Here is a 17,736-nt window from a genome sequence, read left to right as displayed (position 1 = left end):
ATTGTGAAGATCTGGCGATCCAGCACCGGATAGTCCTCGCCGAACGGGCCTACGACACCGACCGCATCCGCTCGCTGATTCAGGATCAGTGCTCCCGCCGACTATGTTAACCCGGCATCGATGGAGCGGGTCAACAACACCGTCCGGCTGAAGCTTTGGAAGGGCAATGTCATCGTCGCCGGCCGAAAGGGCCCGAACAGCCTTACCGCCTCGACCCTTCAAGGAGGATTCGGTGTACGACCAGCGCGACGCGCATGGCTTCATCAATCTTACACGCTGCGCCGGCTCTCGGGCGCCACGGCCAGCCGCAAGTAGCTGAAAAGGAAAGCGCCCGCCGGGGGTGGCGGGGCGCGGGTTCCGTACGGGTTTCCGGATCAAACGAAGCTGAAGTCCGACGCGGTCAGGCCCATGCCGGCCAGGTCGGCCAAGCTGTGTATACCGCTCAGGTGAACGAAGTCCTCCGCGTGGTTCTCGGAGGTGACATAGGCCAAATTCGCCATTCTGTTGATGCCGTCGTTGTAGTGGTAGACGATGATGTCGCCGGGGGCCTCGCCGGAGATCGCATTCGCGGCGGCAGAGGCAGAGGTGAAAGGTTCGTCAGTGATCACCACGACGTGCTCGCCGTTCGCACCCGAGGCCGCACCGCTGTAGAAGCTGCTCACCGGGGAGCCAGACTGTACGCTGGCGTTATTGATGAAGTTCGCCCCAAAGCCGTCGTTGTCGAGGCCCACCGCATCGAAGGCGAACTTATCCTCCGTCCGGTCGAAATCGACGATAGTGCTGATGTCCGGCTTCGACCAAACGACCCTCGGGTCGACCCCAGACATCGGATTGTGGAACTGGAACAGGAACGTGTCATTGTCGGCGCCCCCGATCAGAGTGTCCTCGCCGTCACCCACGTAGAGGACGTCCTCGCCGGGACCGCCGTTGAGCTTGTCATTGTCCTCGCCGACGATGCGTGGTTTGTCGCGGCCGTTGTCGCCGGAGAGATGGTCCCAGCCATCTTCGCCGAAGATGCGGTCGCTGCCCTCGCCGCCGATGGCTTGGTCACTGCCCTCGCCAGCCGAGATTTCGTCATTGCCACCACGGCCGTCAAGCCAGTCATTGCCCTCGTAACCCGCCATCCAATCCTCAAGCTCGCTGCCGAGGAGCGTTTCGGAACGCGGGCCACCCTCGATAATTTTTGCCATCGCAAATACTCCTTATGATGCGGCCCACCACGCCAGCTGGCGAGCCTTCATATTCGTTATCGGATCATCAGAGTAATCGTTTGCGTTGATAGAACACATTTACGGGATGGATGCGTTCAGGTGCACTTCGCCTCTCTGCTTAGCAGTTGCGGACCTCCCTGGCGGCGGGCGACACTGGTCGGCCGGGCAATCGGATCTGAGGATTCGACGCGTCAGCGGGGAGTGAAATTCCGAGTCGTGCTGCGCATTTTTACGCCGCAGCCTTCCTGTGAGCTGGCCCAGGCCTCCTGCAAAAGCTGCCAACCGGGATGTTCGTTCGGCGCAATATCGATGTGTCGATCTCATAGGCGCGCTCGACTCGGGTCGGCGACAGTCCTGACCACGGTGTACCGGACCTCCCATGGGGACGCGCACGGCCGCGGACAGGCAAACAACCAGAGTCCTGCCGCCTCCAACGTCGTGGCAGGTCGCGTGCGGTCCCGCGCCGGTCGCCGTCCGCAATATGCCGACGATGATGCCCTGATGTGTGCTGCTAGCGGCCTAATTTGGGGCGAACCAGGCCGTTAGCCGGTATATGAACGCTTCACGCACCTCTCACGCCGGCGGTGCCAGATTTGAATGGCGCAGGAAAGTTGGAACCAGCCAGCCAGGCTGTGAGCACCAACGTCAAGCTTTATGATGGCGGAGAAAATCCTCGTGCGTCGCTTGCAACCCGGCACCAAGAGACGTTTTGGCTTTCCAGCCAAGAGTATGCAAGCGCGATACGTCCAGCAGCTTGCGGGGCGTGCCGTCTGGCTTCGTCGAGTCGAACACCAAATCGCCCTCGTAGCCGACCGTCGCCTTAATCAATTCCGCCAGTTCGCGAATTGTGACGTCCTCTCCAACGCCAACATTGATCAGAGGCGCGGTCTCGGGTGCCGTCAAGGCGCCAAAATCCGAATCCCGCAGGCCAAGCAGGAATGCAATGGCATCCCCTATATCCAAAGAGTACATGAACTCTCGCCGGGGCCTTCCGGATCCCCAGACCACGACCGAGGAGTCACCGTTCATTCTGGCCTGATGAAAACGTCGCATCAGAGCTGGCAGAACGTGAGAGTTGTCGGGGTGATAATTATCTCCGGGACCGTACAAGTTGGTCGGCATCAACGCGAGATAGCGCGTCCGGTACTGTCGGTTGAAAGACCAGCATGATTCAACGCCTGCTATCTTTGCCAAAGCGTAGGGACGATTTGTCGCTTCAAGCGGACCGGATAGAAGGTAGTCCTCTCGTATCGGTTGCGGGCAATCTCGTGGGTAGATACACGAGCTACCAAGAAAGATCATCCGCTCGACGCCGGATGCGTGGGCGGCATCAAAAACGCTGACTTGAATCGCGAGATTGTTGTGAAGGAAATCAACCGGAAAGCTTGCGTTGGCAAGAATCCCACCAACCTTTGCGGCGCACATAATGACGTAATCCGGTCTTTTCGACATAAAGAACTCGCGGGTCGCGGTCCGATCGAAGAGATCCAGTTCATCGTGAGTCCGCGTTATTATTTCATACGATTCTAAGGCCTCGAGGGCTCTCACTGTGGCGGATCCAACGAGGCCGCGATGGCCGGCTACATAGACTTTTTTCATGTCTTCATTCTCAACTGCTTACGTTTGGATATCGGACGGAGCTGTCAGCCTGCGTGCCGCGTTCACCGCCGGCTGCCAGAGAAATCGCGTAAGCGCCCATGCACGTGGGGAAGCTCGTCGCGTCGAGCCAATGCGGCGTAGCCTGGGCAGAGCGCGAATGAACCTGGCCGCATGGACATGCGCTTCAGTGATTGTTCGGCGTACACGAGAAATTTCTCCTCGGGGCGAACGCGAATATCGATAACTATTCTTAGAGCTCGCATCCTTGAATTGTTCCAATGCAACGTTCTGCAAGATTGGTGAAATCGTTTGTTTCGATGAAATTCATCCACGATATGGATAGCCGGGGACATGCTTCAACGGTGATCTAAATCTCGCCCCGCGTGATAGACCAGAAACGCTCGCCCACCCCGTCCTCGACGGCAGACCGCGGCGCGCTCGGAGTGGCGCTTCCACCACCCGCCCAAAATGTGCTCTCCGCCGTTGAGGCCCGCCCCGGCGCACGCCGCGCCAGGTAAACGTGACGGGACGGTGATCGGGCAGAACCAGTCATCGTCTCGACCGCCTCCGGCCTGGGCAGTAGGCGTGCCGGCCGCAGCCTATAACCGGGCCAGAGGTCACCGGTATCCGGGGCCGTCACCATCCGCCTTACGGGTCGTGCCGCTCAACGGCGCCATGCGATAAAGACGATCCGTGCCGATGCAATTGGCGATCGAAATCGATGAGAGCGGAAACGTCCGCCTTCTGCTCTGCGGCGAGCGATGAAGAGCGTCTCGGGATACGAGTGGCTCGGCGATCGTCGCCCCAAGGCGTTGGATGTCGAAGCCGGGGTCGTGCAATCTTGCCGGAGAGGAGGGCCAGGCACTTCGGCTCGTGCAGAGGCTTCGCCGTGCCGACGCGGGTCGCCTCGATGCGGTTGTCGACCCTTTGGGGAGGAGATCGAGGCGCCGAGCGCCGAGGCTCTTTCGCGTCGAGCGTCTCAGAGCTGGACCGCCAGCTTGATGCTATAGCGCTTCCGTTTCGTCAGAAGGCTACTACTCCTGGTGGCTTGCAGCAGCCTTCAGCCTACCTCAGCAAGGCGGCCGTCAGCGTGGGAATACCTTGCGGGGAGATTGGCAACTCCGATCCCTCAGCTCTCCGTCTCTACCGTCCCGTCCAGATACTGAGTGAGCGCGCAGACCAAATGGTAGAAGATGCTGGCCGGCACGTCTGACGCCAGCGAGCGGCCGCGTTCGTCGATGCGGTCGATCCAGAGACCGAGCGGCGCCGGGTCGATGTGCCAGCGGAACAGGCGGCCGACGCGCGCCTCGATCTCGGGCTTCAGGTCCGGCCCGCCTGCGCCATCCAGCGCGATCGCCGCCTTGACCGCCTCGGCTTGCGGCCAGCTGCGCGACACAAGATCGAGCGGCAGGCCCTGCCTGGAGACGGCGCCGTAGGACAGGCCGGTGGCGCGGTTGAGGCCGTTGGCGATCGCCGAGGCATAGAGTTTTCGGGCAAAGCCGCTCAACTCGGTCTGGCCGCTGCGGGCGGCGAAATCGACCAGCAGCGAGGCCCATTCGAAATGATGGCCAGGTTCGGTCCACTGGCCTTTCTCGCCGGTGGACGGCTTCCATTCCCGGTCGAAATATTCGCCCAGCGTCCAGCTTTCCGGGTCGAAGAAATGGCTGCGGAAGAGGTCGATGATGCGTGCAGCGCGGCGCAGATACGCACGCTCGCCGGTCGCCTGATGCCAGGCGAGGAAGGCCTCGAGCAGATGCATATGCGGGTTGGAGCGTCGCTCGCCCTCGCCGCTCGAAGTCTCCAGGAAGCCGGTCATGCGCTCATCCTCGAGATGGGCATCGAGGAAGGCGAAGGTCTCCTCGCCGAGCAGCAAGGCATCGGGATTGCCCGACATATGGGCGTGCGCCAGTGCCAGCAGAACGCAGGAATGATCGTAGGCGTCCTCGGCGGAATCCGCGACCGAACCGTCGACATTCAGAGTGCGCACCCAGCCGCCGCTGTCGGTGCGGCCCTTGCCGGCCATGAAGTCGATGCCGTGGCTGATCAGCCGGTCGGCCGGGCCGGTCCAGCCGCGCGCCTTGGCGACGGCGAAGGCGTAGACCTGCCTGGCCTGCGTACGCATGCGCTTCGGCTTCAGCAGCGGCGCGGCGTCGAAGCCGAGCGCCTCGTGGAAGCCGCCATGGCGCTCGTCGACGCCTGATGTCGACCACAGCGGCAAGGTCTCTTCGAACAGCCAGTGACGAACCCGCCGCCGCCAGGCGCCGCTTTCAATGACCCGGTCATGCGCCGGCGTGAAGCGGGTCTCCAGCCGGCCCGACTTTTCCAACTGTTCGACGATCTTCTTGACGTGCTGGCTGTGGCTGACCGGGGCGACGAAGGTGGCGTCGGCGGTCGAGACAATGGCGACGTCCTTCATGCCGATGGCCGACAGGAGCCGACCGTCGCTGCGGATGTAGGAGTTCTCGCAGTCGATGGCGACCACATCGCCGACGATGACATTGCCCTGGCTGTCGGAAGGACCGACATCGAGCAGCGACTGCCAGGAGCCAAGGTCGTTCCAGCGAAAGCCGGCCGGCACCATGGCGATGCCCGTCGCCCGCTCCATGATGGCGTAGTCGATCGAGGTCGAGGGAATGGCCGCGTAGAGTTCCAGCGGCATGTAGAGGCCGGAGAGGTCCGATGTCGCCGCCTTGTAGGCCGTTTCTGTCGCCTGCCAGATTTTTGGCTCAAACGCCGCGAACGCATCGCGCATGGCGCCCGCGCGAAACAGGAAGATGCCGGTGTTCCAGTAAAAGTTTCCGGCCTCGAGATAACTCTGCGCGGTCGCGAGATCGGGCTTTTCGACGAAGCGCGACACGTCGAAGATGCCGGCCTTGTCGCGCGATACCTCGATATAGCCGTAGCCGGTCTCGGGCTGGTTGGGCTTGATGCCGAACACCACCAGCCGGCCATCGCTGGCCGCCGCGGCACCCGCTTCGATGCTCTCCCAGAATTGCCGCGTGGTGGAAATCTCATGGTCGGACGGCACCACCAGCACTATGCTGTCGCCGAATTCCGACAGCGTGCGCAACGTAGCCAGCGCGACAGCGGCGGCGGTGTTGCGGCCGGTCGGTTCGAACAGCGGACCGCCGCCGGCGAGATCGAGGCCGGCGAGATCGGCATGAACACGCTCGGCGTGGCGCTCGGCGGCGATCAGGAAGATCGGCGTCTCGCCATCTGGCCTTGCCGTCAGCCGGCGCAAGGTCTTGGCCAGCATCGAGCCATCGCCGGAAAGGTCGTGGAACTGCTTCGGATTGTCCTCGCGCGACAGCGGCCAGAGCCGCGACCCGACGCCGCCGCTCATGACAAAACTGACGATCCGGTCGGCCATTTCGTTCTCGCGCTCAGAAGGTCTGATTGTACGGGCCGACTTCGGGGCTGCGGCGCAGCACGGCATCGACGCCCTCGAACATCTGACGGCGCCGCTCGGACGATACTGGGCTCTCCACCACCACGACAAGCTCGGGCTTGTTTGACGACGCCCGCACCAGCCCCCAGGTGCCGTCCTCCGCGACGACGCGCACGCCGTTGACGGTGATCAGTTCGGCGATCCTCTGGCCGGCGAAGACCGTGCCATCCCGCTTCATCGCCTGAAAATCCGAGACGACACGCTCGACGACGCCATATTTCAAATCGTCCGCGCAATGCGGCGACATGGTGGGCGTGCCATAGGTAAGCGGCAGCGCGCGGTAGAGATCGGCCATCGAACTGTCCGGGCTGCGATCGAGCATCTGACAGATGGCGATGGCGGTGACCAGGCCGTCGTCATAGCCGCGGCCGATCGGTGCATTGAAGAAGAAATGGCCTGACTTTTCGAAGCCAGCGATGGCGCCGAGCTCGCCGACGCGCCGCTTGATATAGGAATGGCCGGTCTTCCAGTAGTCGGTGACGGCGCCGTTGGCCTCGAGCACGCTGTCAGTGGCGAATAGCCCCGTCGACTTGACGTCGACGACGAAGGTCGAGCCCGGATAGAGCCGCGAAATGTCACGCGCCAGCATGACACCGACCTTGTCGGCAAATATCTCGTTGCCTTCATTGTCGACCACGCCGCAGCGATCGCCGTCGCCGTCGAAGCCAAGCCCAACATCGGCTCCCGTCTCCAGCACCTTGTCGCGGATGGCATGTAGCATCTGCATGTCCTCCGGGTTGGGATTGTAGCGCGGAAATGTATGGTCGAGCTCGACATCGAGCGGGATCACCTCGCAGCCAATCCGCGCCAGCGTTTGTGTCGCAAAGGCGCCGGCGGTGCCGTTGCCACAGGCGGCAACCACCTTCAGCTTTCGCGCGATGCGCTTGTCCCTGGTCAGATCGTCGAGATAAATCTCGCGGAAACCGGAGACAAAATCATAGAAGCCGCCGCCGACAAGGTCGAAATCGCCGGCCAGCACGATCGCCTTCAGCGCGCCCATCTCTTCCGGACCGAAGGTCAGCGGACGTGCCGCGCCCATCTTGACGCCGGCCCAGCCGTTCTCGTTGTGCGAGGCGGTGACCATGGCGACGGACTGGGTATCGAGCGCGAACTGGGCGAAATAGGCCATCGGCGACAAAGCCAGGCCGATATCCTTGACCCTGGCTCCGGCGGCCATCAGCCCGGAGACCAGCGCCAGCTTGATCGACAGCGAATAAGAGCGGAAATCATGGCCGGTGACGATATCGGATGCGACGCCGAGACGCCGGATCAGCGTGCCGAGGCCCATGCCGAGTGCCTGGACGCCGATCAAATTGAGTTCCGGCGGTTCTGCCGCGCCCGGATGGCCGAACCACCAGCGCGCATCATACTCGCGAAACCCGGACGCCCTGACAAGCGCCGAGGTTTCGAACTCGAAGGTGTTGGGCCGGGCTTCGCCAATGGGCTTGATCATCACGGGTCAGGCTGCTCCAGGCAAACGCGATCGGAGTTCGACAAAAGTCAAAATGGCTCGCTCTCGCCTTCGACCTCTTTTGGCGGATCTTGGTGCCGCCGGAAACGAAAAGCGCCGAGGCCGATCGTGGAGAGCTTCATGCTTATGGCTATGGGCTTTTTCCTACCGCCAATCATCGCCCGCCAACGTCCAATCGTGCTAACTACCATTGCGGACGCTCCTTTCTTTCGGGGGCTGTCAAACCATTCAGCACGTTGATGCCGTCGAGGGGCGTCCGTCCGTCAGAACAACCTCCACGAAAGTGCCCAAGACTTTCACAAAGTCGGAAAATGTTCGGACGAGTTGTCAATGAAGATCAAACCACCCGGATCGTTTAGATCGAATTCAATAATACGTGGCACGAAGAGGCGGGCATAGCGCGAGAAGGCGCTACTCGGCGGGAAGCGAACCACGGTATCGCATCGCCCAAGGAGGTACATCTCGACGAGAGCAGAAAAACCGCCGTCAACGCCCAGCGCTGCGCTGTGTAATGGTCCGGCCCGATCCGCCTGGAATTGTTTTGGGATAGTGAAAAGATCGGGAAACACGCCCGACAAATCATGACGCACCTGCGCACTATCAGTACACAAGAACACCCTCACAGGTCTTGGATGCGGTAGCGCTTTAGCCTTGCGAATGGCTGTGCATACCTGCTGGAAGGCGAATTCCGGATCAGCCCAGTAGGGAGCGTGCTCCATAATGTCTTCGCCGTTGCCGTGCCGGACATGCACCCCGATTATGCTGTGCCCCTTGAAGTGCTCTTGATAGATGGCGTCAATCCGAGCTTCAATTTCAGGCCTCGGTTTGATACTCCGAAAAATCTGCCGTTCGGCATCCATATCGCAACGCCACATCAAGCAAGCATCACACACCACTGTGTTGGCTTCAGTATCATCTTGGGCTTCGAAAAGCTCTCTTAGCTCATCACGTTCTCGAAAAATCTGTTCATCTGGGCGGCAAACGCAGTCGATCGATGACTTATTCCACCACGGCGGAAAGAAAGGCCCAGGGAATGAGAACTGGTTGATCTGGTCATCGCAAATAACCGGTACGCCAGCGATGTCTTGAATTGGCTCGAAGAACACCGGAAACGCATTGCTGAAGGGCTGATCGAGATAACAGGAGCCACGCCAATCTATTGCCAGCGTCCGCCCCGTCCGCTTAGCGTAGGACCAAGCTGCCGCCAGAGACCACAAGCAATCACCGAAACCGGTACGTCGTCGCGAGACAACGAACCGATCCTCGCCCGATCCAATCAGTGATCGTGGTTTTAGCATCTCGTTCTCCATTTATCGTGACAAGCCCATGGTCATACATAACCTCGAAGACCTCCGGTGAGGCTGACTTTCCCGCTGGCGATGCCGTACGTCAGCTGCAACACGAGCTAGCGTCTTCGAGGTGCTTGCGGCGAATGGTCAGCTATCGACGGATGATCATGCGACTCCGCAGCGAACTTCGTGGCACTGCATCACGGAATGTCCTTCGCTCTCGGAATCTCAACGCATCAGGCGCCGGCGAAGCAGCACCATCGAGAGGAAGAACGGCAACACCGCGTACAGGCAAAGCGCACCGATATGCAGGGCAATGCCGCCAGCCGGGCGATCAAGCATTTCCGGACGAATAAGGTCGATCGAATGTGCCAGCGGCAAAAAGTGCGCTGCCTGCTGAAAGGGACCTGACAATTGGGTGACCGGGAAGACCGCGCCTGACAGGAACAGCATGGGTGTGAGGACGAGCGACTGGTAGAATACAAAATAGTGGTAACTGGGCGCAAGCGCGGTGACGACCATCGCCAGGCTCGCAAAGGCGAACCCAGTGAGCGCTACGGCTGGTAGCACATATAGCAGGGACGGCCACGCCGCATAGCCCACCACGGCGGCGACGATCGCAATTGCCGTGCCGGCCAAAAAGGCCTTGGTGGCTGCCCACGCCAATTCACCGAGAACGATATCGCCGAGAGTAAGTTGTGTGTACAGGATTGCTTCCCAGATGCGCTGATGGTGCATGCGAGGGTAAGCCGCATAAATTGTTTCGAAGGTCGACGCGGTCATCGCGCTCGTCGCGACCATACCGGCTGCCAAAAAAGCAACGTAGGACGCATCTTCCACGCGACCTACCATCATTCCGAGGCCAGTACCAAGTCCGAAAAGATAGATCATAGGATCGGCGAGGTTACCGAGCATTGACGCAAGTGCGATCTTCTTCCACGACAGATAGTTGCGGCGCCACACCGCAACCCAGTTCCACGCGTTGGCGGGTAGAGCCGCTGCATAACCTTCACTCATCGCTCACTTCTCCATCTCGCGTCCGGTCAGCCGCAAGAAAACGTCCTCCAGATTAGGTGGACGCTCTAGAAGCCGCAGCCCCGCGCGCCCGCGTAGTTGGACGCGCACCTGCTCCGGATCGGGCGTATAGCAAAAGAGCGTCTCGCCGCTCACCTCGATGCGCTGAACGTATGGCCTGATCAGCGAACTCAGCTCCTGCGGATTGCCACCAAAGATCTCGATGACGTTGCTTCCGATATGCTCCTCAATCAGGGCATGAGGGCTGCCCTCGGCGATGTTGCACCCATGCTCGAGAACGCACAGCCGATCGCACAGCCGCTCAGCCTCTTCCATAAAGTGGGTGGTCAAAATGATCGTCTTGCCGCGCGCCAGCAGGAAACGCAGACGCTCCCAGATCAGGTGGCGCGCGTGCGGGTCGAGGCCGGTCGTCGGTTCGTCCATTACGAGTAGCTGCGGGTCGTTGATCAACGCGCGTGCCAGAGTCAGGCGCCGCTTCATGCCGCCGGATAGTTCGCCGACCCGTGCATCCGCCTTGCTCTCAAGGCGGGCGAACTCGAGCAGTGATGGGATGACCGCTTTAATCGCGCGTGTGCTCATGCCGAAGTAGCGCCCGAATACCAACAGGTTTTCGCGGACCGTGAATTCCAGGTCAAGATTGTCGAACTGTGGAACCACGCCGATGCCCCTGCGTGCCAAGCGAGCCTGTGCCGGCACTGGCACTCCGAGCACCGTGATCTTACCCGCGTCAGGCCGCGTCATGCCGAGGACCATACGCGCAATCGTGCTTTTGCCCGCACCGTTCGGCCCCAGCAGGCCGAAGCACTCTCCCGACGCAACGGTGAGCGACAGCCCGTTCACAATGACCTTATTGCCAAATGACTTCGTCACGCCGTTAAGGTCGATTGCTACGTTGGACATGCGTTCATCTCTGCTGAGAGGAGCCGTTCAGCCGGCGGGAGCTCACTTGCGAGCGTTCTGGAGAGGAGGCCTTCGCTGTGGCGGCCTTGGGAAGGGCGACAGCCCGAGCATTTGTGTGAGACGCTCCCGCCCTACGGATTGCCGTCGAGCCGCCACGGATCGTCTGCGGCCACTTCCCGCTCTAACAATTGAAATATTGTCCAGGTCACGACTTGTGTCCTACGCAGTACACCATCACTCGCCACTGAAAACGCTCTCAGACTCCACCAACCTTGAAGAACCGCGCATCCGTCCTGCGAGTTGAGTGAGCAACTTCCGAGCCTTCTGTAGCGTTTGGTCTGGCGATCGGATCTTTGATGAGGATCTGCCTTTCTCCTCCATTGGGTAGGGTGGCCGCCTTGCGCGACAGCCAATCGCTGTTGCTCAATGTGCACAACGCATAGGCTTTCAGAGGGAGTAAGAGAAAGACGTTGATGAATGTGTGTAGAGAAAAACCGAGAAATCGAAGTTGGCGGGCACGAAACGCTGCCACGCTGCACCGAATGATGGTCATGGATGCAATCATCAGGACTGCCGACCAAGGCACTGTGCCTTTCAGTGCGAACTGCGCGAGGCCAGCCAGTACCGACAGGGCGAGCAACAGCGGGCCGAGATTCTGTCCGACCACATCCAGCGTTAGATAACGATCGAGGCTTGGCAATAGACGCAGCGCAAGCAACGTGTCCCGAAATGTGCTCCGCGCCCAGCGAAGTTGTTGGCGCAGATACGGCCCTAGCCGATCCGGAACGATCGTTGCGGCGATGGCGTCGGGAACGTATTCGGTTCGAAGGCCTGCTTTCAGCATGAGGATTGTGAGATGGCGATCCTCACCGAAGTCGCTTGGCTTCCCCCGAAACAGTTGCGTCTCGTACTGATCCAACAGCAAAACGAGTGCGGAGCGACGGTACATCGCACATGGGCCGCAGCAGCACATAACGGCACCAAAGCGAGCCTGTGCCGCTCGCTCCTCATTGCAGGCCAGCCAGTACTCCATATCGATCAACCGGGTCAGCCAGGTGTCGCTCCGGTTGCTGGCCGCCAACTGGCCCATTGCCGCGCCGACGGCTGGATCCTGCATCTTGAGTGCAAGCTTTGCTACGACGTCGGACGCGAGTATCGTATCCGAGTCCACGTTGAGCACCAAATCTCCAGATGAGCGGCGTATCGCGACGATCTGCGCTTTGCGTTTGCCAACATTCTTCTCGAGTAAAATGAAGCTGAATCTTGGGTCGCCGGCAAAGGCACCGTGTACCGGTACGACAACGTCGCGATTTGCAGAACCGTCATCAACCACATAGACCCGCAGTTTTCCGGCGTATTGTTGGCTTGCAATGGACGCCAGGCACGCCGAGAGCGCGCGCGGATCCTCGTTGAAGGAGGGAACGATGACATCCACGCTCGGCAGAGGGTCGAAACCGACCAATTCATCCGACATCGGAGAACGGTCCATCGGCAAAGCATAAGCCATCTGCATGCTTTTGTAGGCAGCCGAGAGCAGTGCATAGCACGAGACGGCGACAGTACTGGCTGTGGCAAGCAGGTCCATAGGATCTCGCAATTTTCAATGATGTTGTGGAAGGGCGCGAATTTCGTATCCGCGGGCGTTTAATGCCGGAATCAGCTGGGACAGCGCCTTGGCGGTCTGGTCGCGCAGACTGGCTTGAGTGCTGGGTCTCAACTCGTCGGGCGGGCAACCGTCGTGCAGGAGCACGATTGCACCCGGCCGGACAGAGGCGAGCACTGCGTCGACAATCGCGTCGGTGCCGGGGCGAGACCAGTCTCGCGGGTCTACAGACCAATGAAGTGCCGCCAGCCCGGCGATCTCTGACGCTGTGAATACTTCTTCGCTCCAGGCGCCGTAGGGCGCGCGAAGGAAGCGTACCGAGGCCTGTGGACACGCCATGCTGATGGCGCCGTTCGCTTCAAAGATTTCACGGCGCACTTCGCCGAAGCCGCATTTGCACAGATCCGGATGAGTCATCGTGTGGTTACCCACCTCGTGCCCTTCTGCGATCATTCGTTGGACTAGATCCGGGTGCTCTACGGCGTAGGTGCCGATGACGAAGAACGTCGCCGGCACCCGATTTTGCGCCAGAACATCGAGGATCTGCGGTGTGAAAAATGGATTGGGACCGTCGTCAAACGTGAGATAAACGGTGCGACGGCCGGTGCTAGCCCATTCACTCGGCACTTCGCTAATGTAGTCCAGATGTATCATAGCTCCGGACCGTTCCGATCAATCAGGGTGCCGGACGGCCACTCGCTCATCGAGCGTCCAATCGGCGTAACCAGGACGAGCACGTCCTCCAGGCGGGTGGGCGGCAGGTCGGGATACACTTCTGGATGGGTCGAACGCACGGGAATGCCCGACAAAATGGTCGCCAGACCGCCTCGGCAGAACCTCTCAACATGGTTCCGCAGTGCGTGCCGGACCGTGCCGAAAGCGAATGGAACCCCAAGCTGCTGCAGCACTGGATACACAAACTGCATTGAAAAGCTGATTCCGAGTCCTTCAAGATCCGAACGCACCCCGTACAACCCCAGTTCGGCCACTAACAGATCGACCTCGCCAACCTTGATGAAGCGGCGCAGTATGCCAATGTGAGCCGCTATGCCGTGCGCGTCGTAGCCGATTGTGCGGAGTTCTGGCCTCGCACCGGCCCAACTACGGCCGCCTTCGAACGGCGTTGCGTTGGAGGCCCCAGTCCGTCCATAGTTCTTTCGGAAGAAGTCGGAGAGTTCGACATGGTCAGCCAGTTGCAACTCGTTTTCCCAGCACAACCTCCACCGCACGTCAGAGCGCATAGAAAGACCTCGTGTTTGTTGGAATCTTTTGAGGTAAGCGCCTACGCATCGAGGAGCTTCTCGCGTCGAGCCGACGCGATGTAGCTTGCGCGGATCACCGAAGAACCTAGTCGCAATGGACATGCGATCTCGGTTGATGTTCGGCGCACGCCTGAGGGCGTGCGCCAGAAAATGCTCCTCGGAGCCAACGCAAACATTGAAAAACTTCCTTTAGGGCTTCCTTGAATTCTCCCTATGCGACGTTCTGAAATATCGGTAAAATCGTTTGTTTCAATGAAATGCATCCACGCTATGGATAGCTAAGACATGCGTTTCAAAGGGCTCGATCTGAACCTTCTCGTCGTGCTCGACGCGCTGCTGAGCGAGCGCGGCCTCACGGCGGCGGCGCGCCGCATCAACCTAAGTCAGCCGGCCATGAGTGCGGCCGTCGCCCGGCTGCGTGACTTTTTCCACGATGAACTATTTTCGATGAGCGGCCGCGAACGCATTCTGACACCGCGTGCGGAAGCACTCGCCCCCGCCGTTCGCGACGCACTCCAGCGCATCCAGAGCTCGATTATTTCTTGGGATCCGTTTAACCCGGCTCAATCCGATCGCCGCTTCAGGATCATTGTTTCCGATTTCGTCACACTCGTGTTTCTTGAAAAGGTCGTCGAGCGGGTTGCACGGGAAGCGCCCGCCGTCAGCTTCGAATTGCTGCCTCTCGACGACAGCCCCGATGAGCTTCTCCGGCGCGGTGATGTCGATTTTCTAATTCTTCCGGAATTGTTCATGTCGAGCGCGCATCCAAGAATGCCGCTGTTCGACGAAACGCTCGTGTGCGTGGGCTGCGCCGCGAACAAACAGCTGCCACGGCAGCTTACGTTCGAGAGATACATGTCGATGAAGCACGTCGTGGTCAAGTTCGGGCGTATGCTGAAGCCCTCCATCGAGGAATGGTTTTTGCTTGAGCATGGTCTTAAGAGACGTGTCGAGGTCGCCGTCCAAGGCTTCAGCATGATCCCGCCGATGGTGTCAGGCACAGATCGTATAGCGACCATGCCCTTGCGGCTGGTCAAGCATTTCGAAAAAACGTTCCCCCTGCAGATCGTCGACCTTCCGCTGCCACTTCCCGGATTTACCGAGACCCTCCAATGGCCGGCCCTTCACAACAGCGATCCGGCAAGCATCTGGATGCGGGAGATAATGTTGCAGGAGGCGTCCCGCATGGCTACTCCAAGCAAGACCCCGGGACGTCGTACGCGCTCCTAGATTTACTCAGCGCCTCACGCCGACTCTCATGTTCCCTATCAAGACTGAGGTCGAGAGATCGGCTGCTCGGCAGGTGTTGCGAGCGGTCGGATCGGCTGAAGCTGCACGCGGCGAGAAGTGGAGCTCAGAACGACGGTTGATCAGACTCTCATCCGTGGGTTGGGTACCGCCTTCCGTGTCTTCAGCTCGGGCCTTGGTCTAGGAGCGGAGTTATGCGGAACGGGCGCCGGGCGGACTGGCTCGGCACATAATCACCGACGGGAGTTCCCCACCGTGGCTCCGCCCTCGGCGCTGGGTCGCATGTTGGCCCGAGACCGCTTTGACGGCGAGGCCCTCGCCCGATGGCCCACAATGAGGGGGCCATCTCATGCACGATCTCGGGCCAGGACCATCGGTGGCTTCTTGGCGCGCCTATAGCTATCCTAGGGCCGGCCCTGGGCCGTCCCGACATAAGTCGCGTTAAGTTTGGACCCTCGAGCCAAACCCGCAGGGCTCGCTTACCTTGAGGGGTAGCAGCACGTCCGAGCACAAGCATCTGGATCCGAGATGTTGGAGGAGGCATCTCGCATGGCTACACCTGCCTGAATGCCAGAACCGCGTTCGTGCCGCCAAACGCGAAGGAGTTGCTCAGTGCCACGCGCACCTTGCGCTCGCGTGGCACATTGGGCGTGACGTCGAGATCGCAATCGGGGTCCAGCTCACGATAATTGGCCGTCGGCGGCACGACGCCCTCGCGGATCGCCATCACGCAGGCGATCATTTCGATCGCGCCGGACGCGCCGAGGCAATGCGCGTGCATGGACTTGGTAGAAGAGATGGACATTGAATAGGCGTGCTGACCGAAGACGCGCTTGATCGCCGCCGTCTCGATCTGATCGTTGGCCTTGGTGCCGGTGCCGTGGGCGTTGAGATAGTCGACATCCTCGGCATTGAGGCCGGCCTCGGCAAGGCAGGCGCGCATTGCTGCCTCCGGCCCCTCGACAGTCGGCGCGACGATGTCGGAGGCATCGGCGGAAAGGCCGATGCCGGCGATCTCGGCAAGGATCGTGGCACCACGCCCGGCGGCATGCTCATAGCTTTCCAGCACGGCCATGCCCGAACCCTCGGCGAGCACCAGTCCCTGTCTGTCGGCGGAGAAGGGCCGGCAAGTATCGGGCGAAAGCACGCGGATCGATTCCCATGCCTTCAGCACACCCCATATGAGCGGCGCTTCGCTGCCGCCGGCAAGCATCACGTCGGCCCGGCCGAGCCTGATCTGGTCCACCGCGGAGGCAATCGCATGGTTGGACGATGCACAGGCGGACGTGACGCCGAAGACCGGCCCGCGCAGGCCGAGATTCATGCTGACCTGGCTGGCGGCGGCGCCCGGCATCGTCTTGGGTACAGTCAAGAGGGCGGCACGCTTACCGCCGAGAAGCATGGCGCGGTAGGTTTGCTCGATCGTATCCCAGCCGCAGCCGCCAACGCCCACCGTCGCACCGAAGCGATAGGGATTTCCTTCATCGCAGGAAAGTCCGGCCTGTTGCATGGCTTCGTGCGCTGCAAGCACGGCGAGCAAGCTGAAGCGGTCCATGGAGACGAGCCGCCCGCGGTCGATGTCGTGCTCCGGCAACGCCTTGATCTCGGCGCCGATCCTGACCCGCAATTCATGGAGCTCGGAGTTGACGATTGGGCCGATGGCGGAGCGGCCTTCGCGCATCTCTCTCCAAATGGCGGCGGCGTCGGTCCCAAGCCCGCAAAGCCCGCCGATCCCAGTAATCACGACGCGCCTGTCCATTCACGCCCCCTTGGCGAGCAAGCCGCGCACGGCTTCCACCATGTCGCCGACATTCTGGAGATCCGACCAGGCCTCGGACGTATTCATCTCGATCTTGATGCCGTAGGCCTGCTCGAGGTCCCAGAGAACGTCCGCCAATCCCAGTGAATCGATACCGAGCGAAGTCAGTCCCGTGGCAGCCGTTATCTCGCCGCCCGAGGCAGGCGCTATGTTGCCGCCCTCCGACGCGGCGCGCTTCTTGATCATTGCGATTATTTCGTTGGTCAGTTGATCAGCCATCTTGTTCCTTTCCAGCTTGCGTTTTCGACCTGGCTCAATGCCTGAGCCGCGCCGTGTTGCGAAAATTGCCCCTCACCAGCTTGTGCGGCTCACCAAGACCAACTGCTTAGGGAGACCGGATGAGTTTGGGCTGGTCTGCGGCGTAGGCACGATGACGAAGAACGCCGCGGGCACCCGATGTTGCGCCAGCACATCGAGCATCTCCGGTGTGCAAAGTTGATTGGGACCGTGTCCGATCTAGCCAATCATGATGAAGCGGCGCAGCATGCCAATGTGGGCGCTATGCCGTGCGCGTCGTAGCCGATTGTACGGAATTCCGGCCTCGCACCGGCCCAACTGCGGCCGCCTTCGAACGGCTTCGCGTCGAAGGCGCCAGTCCGTCCATAGGTCTTTCGGAAGAAATCGGAGAGTTCGACATGGTCGGCCAGTTGCAACTCGTTTTCCCAGCACAACCTCCACCGCCACCGCGCGTCGGAGCGCATGGAAAGATTTCTCCTTTCGGGCTCTTTTTAACGCACTCGTCACGCGATAGAGGCAGTGGGTGATCGGTGCGCGTCAGATGCTGTTGTCAATGTAGGATTTAGGGAGATTGATAAAATCGTTTGTTTCGATGAAACGCATTCACGCTATGG

At 60.5% G+C, this 17,736-nt stretch carries 13 protein-coding genes and 2 pseudogenes; 1 reads left to right on the top strand and 14 read right to left on the bottom strand.

Features of this window, described 5'->3' with window-relative positions; translation table 11 throughout:
- Positions 1 to 374: 374 nt before the first annotated feature.
- The 10 genes from AU465_RS10940 to AU465_RS10895 all read right to left on the bottom strand — a co-directional run bounded on the left by AU465_RS10940 (position 375) and on the right by AU465_RS10895 (position 13,797).
- On the bottom strand, positions 375 to 1,190 hold the full coding sequence (locus AU465_RS10940) for a calcium-binding protein (protein ID WP_192246776.1): 816 nt from the start codon (positions 1,188 to 1,190) through the stop codon (positions 375 to 377).
- Between the two features lie 666 nt (positions 1,191 to 1,856).
- Positions 1,857 to 2,810, bottom strand: coding sequence for a GDP-L-fucose synthase family protein (locus tag AU465_RS10935; protein WP_192246774.1), 954 nt, complete (start codon positions 2,808 to 2,810; stop codon positions 1,857 to 1,859).
- A 1,129-nt stretch (positions 2,811 to 3,939) separates the two neighbouring features.
- Positions 3,940 to 6,180, bottom strand: coding sequence for an AGE family epimerase/isomerase (locus AU465_RS10930; RefSeq protein WP_192246772.1), 2,241 nt, complete (start codon positions 6,178 to 6,180; stop codon positions 3,940 to 3,942).
- Positions 6,181 to 6,193: 13 nt separating this feature from the next.
- Positions 6,194 to 7,711: a phosphomannomutase/phosphoglucomutase gene (locus tag AU465_RS10925; protein ID WP_210325060.1), complete on the bottom strand. Its 1,518-nt coding sequence runs from the start codon at positions 7,709 to 7,711 to the stop codon at positions 6,194 to 6,196.
- 314 nt (positions 7,712 to 8,025) lie between these two features.
- Positions 8,026 to 9,027: a nodulation protein NodZ gene (locus AU465_RS10920; RefSeq protein WP_192246769.1), complete on the bottom strand. Its 1,002-nt coding sequence runs from the start codon at positions 9,025 to 9,027 to the stop codon at positions 8,026 to 8,028.
- A 219-nt stretch (positions 9,028 to 9,246) separates the two neighbouring features.
- Positions 9,247 to 10,035: a nodulation factor ABC transporter permease subunit NodJ gene (locus tag AU465_RS10915; protein ID WP_192246767.1), complete on the bottom strand. Its 789-nt coding sequence runs from the start codon at positions 10,033 to 10,035 to the stop codon at positions 9,247 to 9,249.
- Between the two features lie 3 nt (positions 10,036 to 10,038).
- Positions 10,039 to 10,953 carry a nodulation factor ABC transporter ATP-binding protein NodI gene (gene nodI / locus AU465_RS10910; protein ID WP_192246765.1) on the bottom strand — a complete coding sequence of 305 codons (915 nt, stop codon included), beginning with the start codon at positions 10,951 to 10,953 and terminating at the stop codon, positions 10,039 to 10,041.
- 256 nt (positions 10,954 to 11,209) lie between these two features.
- Positions 11,210 to 12,538, bottom strand: coding sequence for a chitooligosaccharide synthase NodC (gene nodC, locus AU465_RS10905; protein WP_192246763.1), 1,329 nt, complete (start codon positions 12,536 to 12,538; stop codon positions 11,210 to 11,212).
- Positions 12,539 to 12,553: 15 nt separating this feature from the next.
- On the bottom strand, positions 12,554 to 13,210 hold the full coding sequence (gene nodB, locus AU465_RS10900; protein ID WP_192246761.1) for a chitooligosaccharide deacetylase NodB: 657 nt from the start codon (positions 13,208 to 13,210) through the stop codon (positions 12,554 to 12,556).
- Positions 13,207 to 13,797, bottom strand: a complete 591-nt coding sequence (locus tag AU465_RS10895; RefSeq protein ID WP_192246759.1) for a NodA family N-acyltransferase — start codon at positions 13,795 to 13,797, stop codon at positions 13,207 to 13,209. The genes nodB and AU465_RS10895 overlap by 4 nt, the downstream gene beginning before the upstream one ends.
- Before the next feature lie 306 nt (positions 13,798 to 14,103).
- On the opposite strand from AU465_RS10895, the gene AU465_RS10890 reads away from it, so the two are divergent.
- Positions 14,104 to 15,048: a LysR family transcriptional regulator gene (locus AU465_RS10890; protein ID WP_192246757.1), complete on the top strand. Its 945-nt coding sequence runs from the start codon at positions 14,104 to 14,106 to the stop codon at positions 15,046 to 15,048.
- Positions 15,049 to 15,619: 571 nt separating this feature from the next.
- Here AU465_RS10890 and AU465_RS10885 read toward each other — a convergent pair.
- The 4 genes and pseudogenes from AU465_RS10885 to AU465_RS10875 form a co-directional block, all read right to left on the bottom strand.
- The gene (locus AU465_RS10885) at positions 15,620 to 16,825 is read right to left on the bottom strand and encodes a beta-ketoacyl-[acyl-carrier-protein] synthase family protein (protein WP_192246755.1); all 1,206 of its coding nucleotides are present in this window, start codon (positions 16,823 to 16,825) and stop codon (positions 15,620 to 15,622) included.
- Positions 16,826 to 17,104, bottom strand: a complete 279-nt coding sequence (locus AU465_RS10880; protein ID WP_192246753.1) for an acyl carrier protein — start codon at positions 17,102 to 17,104, stop codon at positions 16,826 to 16,828.
- Between the two features lie 115 nt (positions 17,105 to 17,219).
- Positions 17,220 to 17,332, bottom strand: a pseudogene (locus tag AU465_RS36435) (polysaccharide deacetylase family protein); the annotation flags it as partial.
- 15 nt (positions 17,333 to 17,347) lie between these two features.
- Positions 17,348 to 17,586: pseudogene (locus tag AU465_RS10875) on the bottom strand (GNAT family protein); the annotation flags it as partial.
- Between the last annotated feature and the right edge of the window lie 150 nt (positions 17,587 to 17,736).

This window comes from Mesorhizobium silamurunense (assembly GCF_014843905.1).
Lineage (GTDB): Bacteria > Pseudomonadota > Alphaproteobacteria > Rhizobiales > Rhizobiaceae > Mesorhizobium > Mesorhizobium silamurunense.
Note: the sequence above shows the minus strand (reverse complement) of the source record. Positions and strands in the feature narration are given on the sequence as shown.

Excerpts from the sequence above, each read along its gene's own strand:
- AU465_RS10940 (WP_192246776.1), bottom strand. The coding sequence starts at position 1,190 with ATGGCAAAAATTATCGAGGGTGGCCCGCGTTCCGAAACGCTCCTCGGC.
- AU465_RS10935 (WP_192246774.1), bottom strand. The coding sequence starts at position 2,810 with ATGAAAAAAGTCTATGTAGCCGGCCATCGCGGCCTCGTTGGATCCGCC.
- AU465_RS10930 (WP_192246772.1), bottom strand. The coding sequence starts at position 6,180 with ATGGCCGACCGGATCGTCAGTTTTGTCATGAGCGGCGGCGTCGGGTCG.
- AU465_RS10925 (WP_210325060.1), bottom strand. The coding sequence starts at position 7,711 with ATGATCAAGCCCATTGGCGAAGCCCGGCCCAACACCTTCGAGTTCGAA.
- AU465_RS10920 (WP_192246769.1), bottom strand. The coding sequence starts at position 9,027 with ATGCTAAAACCACGATCACTGATTGGATCGGGCGAGGATCGGTTCGTT.
- AU465_RS10915 (WP_192246767.1), bottom strand. The coding sequence starts at position 10,035 with ATGAGTGAAGGTTATGCAGCGGCTCTACCCGCCAACGCGTGGAACTGG.
- nodI (WP_192246765.1), bottom strand. The coding sequence starts at position 10,953 with ATGTCCAACGTAGCAATCGACCTTAACGGCGTGACGAAGTCATTTGGC.
- nodC (WP_192246763.1), bottom strand. The coding sequence starts at position 12,538 with ATGGACCTGCTTGCCACAGCCAGTACTGTCGCCGTCTCGTGCTATGCA.
- nodB (WP_192246761.1), bottom strand. The coding sequence starts at position 13,210 with ATGATACATCTGGACTACATTAGCGAAGTGCCGAGTGAATGGGCTAGC.
- AU465_RS10895 (WP_192246759.1), bottom strand. The coding sequence starts at position 13,797 with ATGCGCTCTGACGTGCGGTGGAGGTTGTGCTGGGAAAACGAGTTGCAA.
- AU465_RS10890 (WP_192246757.1), top strand. The coding sequence starts at position 14,104 with ATGCGTTTCAAAGGGCTCGATCTGAACCTTCTCGTCGTGCTCGACGCG.
- AU465_RS10885 (WP_192246755.1), bottom strand. The coding sequence starts at position 16,825 with ATGGACAGGCGCGTCGTGATTACTGGGATCGGCGGGCTTTGCGGGCTT.
- AU465_RS10880 (WP_192246753.1), bottom strand. The coding sequence starts at position 17,104 with ATGGCTGATCAACTGACCAACGAAATAATCGCAATGATCAAGAAGCGC.